The organism is Mycoplasma sp. 394 (genome assembly GCF_054353895.1).
The window spans coordinates 23,159-30,960 of record NZ_JBTHHL010000011.1 but is presented as its reverse complement, the minus strand read 5'-3'; the positions used below and the strand labels follow the sequence as shown (position 1 = coordinate 30,960).

The window sequence follows — 7,802 nt, the reverse complement described above, 5'->3', positions numbered from 1 at the left end:
CTTAAAAATAAAAATAGGTTTTTCCGGATCTATGTCCTTTATTATCATTGCAAACTATGATGTAGTCATTCAATCAAGTTGTACCTTGCGAATTGAAGATTTATTTTTTGTTGGTAGAAATCCACCATTTTCTTTATAATTTCAAGTTTTTGATACATTTAATGTTTGCCTAACGAAATCAAAATCTTTTGGTGTAATAGCCAATGCTCCAGAAAACCATAATCCTGTTTTAGCTATCAGCAAAATTAATCAATCTATGTTTAAGCACCTGTATTCATTTGTCTATAAAATCTCTACCATAAGAAGTTATAATAACTATTTTTTCATTATTACTTTTGGATGATTTTAAGGAACCCATAAAAGACAAGGTGAGTAATCAGATGTGTTGCTACTGTTTTATTTTCAGGTTTATTCATTTGTTTAAAAATTAAGGTTTTCAATAAATTAATGTCTTTAAGTTTAAATCACGATGCATCTATATTGTTTTTAAAATAAGACAAGGTTGAAAAAGTATACAGAGTAGATGTAGAAAACTTTTTAGGATTTAGATTTAGCGAGCAGTAAAAAATTTGTTTATTACTAGGTGATTGTCAGAAATAAATTTATCCTTATTTTCTTTTAAAATACCATAAAAAATCTTAGGGGGTACACATTCGCCGATAATATGTCTAATATTTGAATCACTTACATCATCAGGTAAAGCAAAATCATCAGGTAAACCTGTTAAAAGTAAAATTTCTTTGATGGTTAAAACTCTTGCATCGCTATAAAAACCATCTTTATATCTACCTGGATGTACATTGTTTTGTGAAGAAATTGAACCATTTGCCATTGTTATAGTCGGAGCAGGTTTATCTCATGAAATTCTTTTATATGTTGTAGAATAACCTTTGATTCGTTCTCCATTCTTCTTGACAGGAAAATACTTTTCGTTAAAATGGGCGCTTTTTCCACTTGGTGTATGTTTCATTCATTCAATGTGTCTGTCATTGTGAACGGAAGCATTGTGATATTTTATATCACTTCTTTGACCTGATTCTAGGCTTGGTAGGTGTCCGATTACTTCTTCTACAGTCTTTATCTTTGTGGGGTGTGGTATTTGTATATCTAGGTTGCTAATGATAATTACAGCACGTTTACGGTCTTGTGCAGTGTCAAAATCTTTGGAATTTAATTTATAAAAATCGATATGTTGATATAAACTACTTAGTTCATTTTTTAAATATTCCTGGATATTTACTAGTTTGTTATTTATCATTATCTTAGTTGTATACATCTGAATTACATTTTCAATAATAATAAGTTTTGGTTTTGTTTGTTTGATAAAATCAACAACATATGTAATCAATAGATTTCTAGGATCATCTATCTTTCGTCTTCCGGCTAGTGACATCCCTTGACAAGGAGGTGTAGCAATTAAAATTTGATTATTAAGTTGTTTGTGTCTTAAAACCAATGAATCAAAGACATTTTTATTACTTATATCACCGATTATCATTTTTGAATTTGGATATAAAAAATCGTGTATATATGCTCTTTTAGCTATCAATTCATTAGATAAGGTAACATCAAAACCAATATTTTTTAATAAATATGTACCAATTCCTGCGGAAGCAAATAAAGATGTAATTCCGATTTTCTTCATATATACTTTCTAGATTTTAATCATTTGATTAAAATCATCTTCATTTATAACTTTTATCCCTAAATCATAGGCTTTTTGTAGTTTTGAACCAGCATTTTCTCCAGCGAGTAAAAAGTTAGTATTCTTTGAAATGCTTGATACCACTTTACCACCATTTTTGATAATTTCGTCTTTAAAAAAATCTCTGGATTTGCTTAAGGTTCCTGTAATTACAAAATTTTTCCCTTTTAATAAATCAGATGTTTTAATATCATCGTTGATATATTCAAAAATACTATCAAGTTTATATATTTCTTCAAGCATATTAGGGTTTTTTATAAAACTCTTGATGCTATCGATTATTACTTGACCGATTGTGTTTATTTGTAATAAAGAATCAAGATTTATTGTTGTTAAATCAGTTAATTTAGTTATTTTTGCAGCAATTAATGTGGCAGCAGTTTTACCAACATTTGGGATACCAAGTGCAAAGAGAGCATTTGCAAGTTTAATATATTTAGATTTATCAATTGAACTTAAAATATTATCAATTTTTTTATATTCTTTGTTTTTACTCTTAGAATTACCAAAAGAAGGAAGTTTAATGATATCATTTTTATACTTATTTAGCATATATATAGAAGAAAAAGTATTAATATATCCTTTTTGATAAAATAGCCTAATAATTTCATTTCCTAAGGTTTCAATATTAACACACTGCTTTGAACAAAAATGAATCAAAGCACGAATTTTTTGTTCAGGACAGTGCTGATTAATACAAAATTGATCTACTAATGAATCATTTTGATGTAGTAGCTGATTACAAGAAGGACATTTTGTGACTTTTTTAAAAACACCATCAGAATTTTTATGAACTAATGCAATAACCTTTGGAATAATTTCACCTGATTTTATTACTAAAACATCATCGTTGATGTTAATATTCATATCTTTTATATATTCATAATTATGCAAGGTAGCATTTGATACTCAGGTTTGGTTTAATTCAACCTTGTCTTTGAAATTTGCAACATAGGTAATTTTCCCGGTTCTTCCTACGGTCGCAACAATTTCTTTGATTTTAGCAACTTTTTCTTCTGTTTCATATTTGTAAGCAATAGCATATTTTGGAAATTTAGAAGTTCTACCAAGTGAATCTCAATATTTTAAGTCATTTAGCTTTATCACAAATCCGTCGCAATTATATTCAAAGGAATTTTTGATCTCTTTGAATTCTTTGATGAAATTTCATATTTCATCAAAGTCTGCAGATGTCTTATTATGCTTGCTGGTGGGTAAATTCAGTTGATTTAGAAAGTTTATCACATCACTTTGTAAATTGATATTATGTAGTATCGGATCTGTTATATCATATAAAATAATTGATAAACCACGTTCTTTTACAATGTTTTTATCTAGCAGTTTTAAAGTTCCTGCAGCAGCGTTGCGCGGATTAGCTAGAAGTTTTTTATTATCAGTTTCCAGTTTTTTATTTAGTTGGTTAAAACGAGTTTTAGATAAATATACTTCACCTCTTATTTCAATTGGTTTTAGATAATTAATTTGTTTAGGTAAGTTTTCAATTTGAAAAACATTTTCTGTTACATCATCGCCTTCAATCCCGTTTCCACGAGTTAAAGCCTGAATCAGTCTACCATCTACATATTTCAAAGAAATAGATAATCCATCAATTTTAGGTTCGCAATTAAATGAAATATCAGAACTTATTTGTTGCTTAATATCATTTAAAAATTTAAAAACATCTTCTTTTGAGTATGCCTTATTCAAAGAAAGCATCGGTTTTTGGTGGATTACTTTAGCGAATTTCTCGTTGTTTCAAGCACCTAATTTTAAAGTTGGTGAATTAGGTAGGATCAGATCTGAAAAAGTCTCTTCTAATGCTTGTAAGCGCTTATATTCGCTATCATATTCAGAATCCGAAACACTTGGAGCATCAAGCATATAATATTCTCAGTCTCATTGATTAATTTTTTCAACTAATTGCTGAATTTGGTGTTTAACTTCTAAATTTTTATCTTTCATTAAATAATTATACAAAACATTTTTATACACTTATTTTATTTATAGTAAAATTTAAATAAAGGAGTTTAAATGAAATATACAATGACAAGCATCTTGGTTGATAAAAACCAATGAATTAATTACCAAAATGAAGCACTAAACTATCTAAATACTGCCAAAAAAGGTAAAGTTTCACAACAAGATATTTTATCATATGCTTCACGTGGTGTTATTTTGCTTGAGAAACAAAAAATATTTACAGATGTACTTAAAGATCGTGAATCTAATAAAGTTGCATTTATGCCTATTGCTGAAAACATTCACATGAATGTGGATTCAATTTCATTTGATTTGAAAACTTATTATTTAGAAAATTATCTAGATGATTTGACCTTAGATTTTAAACCAACTAATGATTTTGTTTTATCTGACACAGATGAAAAAATAAATAATTTTGTCGATGATTATGTTAAAAACCAATCACCACGTAAGTTCCGTACCACAGATGATATTGAACCTAATGATCATGTTATTTTAGATGCTTTTGATCCTATTTCAAAACGCAGACAACGTTTTGAATTATTAGCAAAAGCAGATAAAGACAGCACATTAGAAAGTAAGTTAGTAGGAATGAAACCTAAATCAACATTTGATTTTGATTTAGAAACAACTAAATTACAAATTACCATTATTGATGTTTTTTATTACCTTGATGAAAAATTAAATGATGATAATGTAAAAGAAATGCAGATACCGGGTGTTTTCGATCTTAAATCATTAAAAGATTTTATTTTTTATACTACAAAAGAAGAAGTGGTTACTAATTCATTATTTACTTATGGAATGAACATTTATAAGGAAATAAAGAAATTTAATAAACCGATTGATTTTCCACAAGATTTAATTCAAAGTGATATTGAAGGATTTAACTTTGATGAAAAATTCGAAGGTGATAAGGTTGCAATAGTTAAAGAAACATTAACTGACTTCTTTTGATTAAATGTTATTTCTAAAAAGTATGATATTTTTATCTCAAATGAAGAAATTAAAGAAGAAATCGCAAAAGTAAAAGCATCACTTAATCCTGTTATGGATGAACAAATTGATCCTCGTCGTATTTCTGATGCGATTTTAATGCAAAAACTAGGGACAATTTTCTTGAAAAAGTATCATTCTGATACATATATAGAAATCGAAAAATATTTAAGGTTTAAATAGAAAGGATGTTATGTTGAGAGATTGCTTAGCAAAACTACTTAGTAGAAAATCAAAAAAAACAAATCAAGAAGTTAAAACAGAAGAAATAAATCAACCAGCAAATGATGTGATTCATAGTCCAATAAAAGGAAAATTTGTAAACCTTTCTGATGCTAAAGACCCAGTTTTTGTTAGTGGTGCTTTAGGTGATGGATTCGCAGTTGAATTTGATCATGATTCTGGTGTCGTTCCTGTGTTTTCACCAGTTGAAGGTGTAGTAGAAATGTTATTTGCTACCAAGCATGCTGTAACAATCAAAGCAAAAAATAATGCTTTAGTTTTTATTCATATTGGAATTGATACCGTCAAACTTGATGGACAAGGGTTTGAAAGTGTAGTTAAACAAGGTGATAAAGTTAAAGTTGGCGAAGTGCTAGTTAATGTGGATTTAGATTTAGTGCATTCAAAAGGTTATACTTCCGATGTTCATGTAACTGTTTTACCTGAAAGTAATTATAAAGCAGTTAAATTCTTAGCAGATCGAAGCACAAGTGATACAGTTGTATTATCTGAACCAATTGCCGAGGTGGAATTAAACAAATAAAAATGTTGCTGAAATTATATTTCAGCAACTTTTATTCACTAAATATAAGATAAATTATATAATTATGTTATGAATGAAATTAATTTAAAACGAAAAGAATCGCAAGTGCATCAATTGATTGTTGATATTCTTGAACATAATATAAGTAATGTAAATATTATTAATCCAACTGTAATGGATGTGAGATTATCATCTGATTTATCTGATTTAAAGGTGTATGTAAATTTTGAATCTAATACAAAAAAAGGACTTATTGCATTAAATAATGCTGCTGGTTATGTTCGCAAGATTTTAGCAAAATCTTTGGACTGACGAAAGGTTCCTACAGTTAGATTCTTTATTGATGATGTTTCTGAAAAAGGAGCAAGAATTGATGAGATACTAAGAAATATAGAAAAAGAAAAACAATAAAAAGTGATTAATTATTTTCAAAAACCCACTTTGCGGGTTTTGTTTTTACTCTTAGAGTTTTTATTACTTTCTTATGATGCTACATTTTCATAAAGTTCATTTTGTTTATATTTTAACACAGAACTTAATATTCTTATAATATCTGTGTTATGTTCTTTTGATAAATTAGCAAAAAGCAAAATAATGTGTATAAATAAGTCTGTATATCTTTTTCTATCTATGACATAATTAATAACAGAAGTTTTGGATATGGTTTTACCTATAATTGGCTCATTGTTTATTACAAAATTTTTTGCTGATAAATTTAAAAACAACATCGCTTGTGTTCCAATTGCTTTCTGTTTATAATCAATTTTAATTTCTATGAAGTCATTATCAATGTATTCACTAATAAAACTAGGTTTTATTACATCAACGGTTTGAAAACTAATAGGCAAAATGATTTTAGGATTTTCAACCCTTTGTTTTCTTGTTATTTTATATTCATCTTCAATGTATGTTTTAATTGATTCGACTTTATTTAATAAATTTGTCAAAAATTCTAAATCGATAAATCCTTTATTCAACCCTCAATAAAATATATCAGATAATTCAAAAATATATTTATCTTCATCCTTGTTATTTTTAAAAGCAAGTTTATAAAGAGAAGGTTTGCTGTAAAAGTCTTCTACTTTTTTATCATATCCTATTTGTATTTCTAAAAAATCTTTATCAGTAATTACTTGTGATGCAGAAGGTTTTATTTCACCTTGTTCAAAATGTTTTTCTCTCTTTTTAAATCTATATTTTCCAGAAGGTGATATATTGGTGAAATTTCAAATTAATTTGTCGGTATATATTGATAAAATAGAATTATTTTCTGATAGTTCTTTTTTAAAAAACAAATCTATTTCTTGGTAGATGCTTTTTTCACCCTTAGTATCTATGTTTTTTCATATTTCTTTATTAACAATTGGAGAAAAATTACCTAAAAAGTAAAACTCATTTTTATTTTTAGAATATCAAGATTTTAATATTTGTAGATATTTGAAGATTTTTAAGGCAGTTCGTCCTTTAACTCTAATAGATTGAGCATTTTCTTGCTCTAAAAACCCTTTATTAATTACTAACTGATTCATATCTCTTAGAGTGCTAAAATGAGCATAATTACCTGTAATTGACTTGTCTTTATATTTTGTATGCACATCTTCTATATATAAAAACTGATTTAGACAGAATTTATAATTTGAGTTATGAACCGAAAAAGTAAAGGTTTTTATCTCATCGAAACTCATCCCTTTTGAATCTTTTTTATAAAGAGCTATTATAATAGGAAATTGTGTATTTTTGGACGTATCATTGAACAAATTTGATGAAATTATTATCCCATCTGTAAGAACATAATTATTTTTAAATTGACCTAGTTGATTAAAATTAGATTTTTTAATCAAATAAGACAACGGATGCAAAACACAAATATATTCAGCATCCAAATGGTTAAACATCTTTAAAAAAGAAATTCCCATATCTCGTGCTTTAAATGTATCATTTATTAGCATACTTCCTTTTTGGTTTTTCATATAAAAAGATGTTCAGTTGTTATATGGTGGATTCCCTACAATTAATAATTTTTTATCATTTGTACATATATCACTTCTTTTCAAATCATTCAATGAATTTTTATTTAATGTCTTAAGAATTTTATAGTTATCTTTAACATAATCATAATAGTATTTGTCGATGTCAACATAAATAAATTTGTCTGCAACTTCATCTGTGATGAAATCGCCATTTCCACCAGATGTATCAGCAACAAAATCAAATTCAACTTTATTTCTTTTAATCATTTTTCAAGCTATATCAACAACAGCTTTTGGGGTAAAAAATTGTCCTAACTTAATTTTTTTATTCATAATATCCTTTATAAATTGTTTTACATATCTAAAAATTACTTATTTATATACA

General features: G+C 27.0%; 8 protein-coding genes. 3 read left to right on the top strand and 5 right to left on the bottom strand.

Features of this window, described 5'->3' with window-relative positions; all coding sequences use genetic code 4:
- Positions 1-54: 54 nt before the first annotated feature.
- The 4 genes from ACXYRQ_RS04005 to ligA all read right to left on the bottom strand — a co-directional run bounded on the left by ACXYRQ_RS04005 (position 55) and on the right by ligA (position 3,667).
- Positions 55-243 (bottom strand): site-specific integrase, encoded by a 189-nt coding sequence (locus ACXYRQ_RS04005; protein ID WP_435129862.1) that lies wholly within the window; start codon positions 241-243, stop codon positions 55-57.
- Positions 244-329: 86 nt separating this feature from the next.
- Complete coding sequence (locus ACXYRQ_RS04000; protein ID WP_435129859.1) at positions 330-500, bottom strand: hypothetical protein; 171 nt, start codon at positions 498-500, stop codon at positions 330-332.
- 50 nt (positions 501-550) lie between these two features.
- Positions 551-1,645: a DNA cytosine methyltransferase gene (locus ACXYRQ_RS03995; protein ID WP_458614887.1), complete on the bottom strand. Its 1,095-nt coding sequence runs from the start codon at positions 1,643-1,645 to the stop codon at positions 551-553.
- 9 nt (positions 1,646-1,654) lie between these two features.
- Positions 1,655-3,667, bottom strand: coding sequence for an NAD-dependent DNA ligase LigA (gene ligA, locus ACXYRQ_RS03990; RefSeq protein WP_458614886.1), 2,013 nt, complete (start codon positions 3,665-3,667; stop codon positions 1,655-1,657).
- Between the two features lie 69 nt (positions 3,668-3,736).
- On the opposite strand from ligA, the gene ACXYRQ_RS03985 reads away from it, so the two are divergent.
- The 3 genes from ACXYRQ_RS03985 (at position 3,737) to rbfA (ending at position 5,858) form a co-directional block, all read left to right on the top strand.
- A complete protein-coding gene (locus ACXYRQ_RS03985) occupies positions 3,737-4,864 on the top strand; it encodes a trigger factor-related chaperone (RefSeq protein ID WP_458614885.1) in 1,128 nt (375 codons plus the stop codon).
- 10 nt (positions 4,865-4,874) lie between these two features.
- On the top strand, positions 4,875-5,447 hold the full coding sequence (locus tag ACXYRQ_RS03980; protein WP_458614884.1) for a PTS sugar transporter subunit IIA: 573 nt from the start codon (positions 4,875-4,877) through the stop codon (positions 5,445-5,447).
- Between the two features lie 69 nt (positions 5,448-5,516).
- The gene (gene rbfA / locus ACXYRQ_RS03975; RefSeq protein WP_458614883.1) at positions 5,517-5,858 is read left to right on the top strand and encodes a 30S ribosome-binding factor RbfA; all 342 of its coding nucleotides are present in this window, start codon (positions 5,517-5,519) and stop codon (positions 5,856-5,858) included.
- Between the two features lie 71 nt (positions 5,859-5,929).
- On the opposite strand, the gene ACXYRQ_RS03970 is transcribed toward rbfA, so the two are convergent.
- Positions 5,930-7,750 (bottom strand): R.Pab1 family restriction endonuclease, encoded by a 1,821-nt coding sequence (locus ACXYRQ_RS03970; RefSeq protein ID WP_458614882.1) that lies wholly within the window; start codon positions 7,748-7,750, stop codon positions 5,930-5,932.
- Positions 7,751-7,802: the final 52 nt, after the last annotated feature.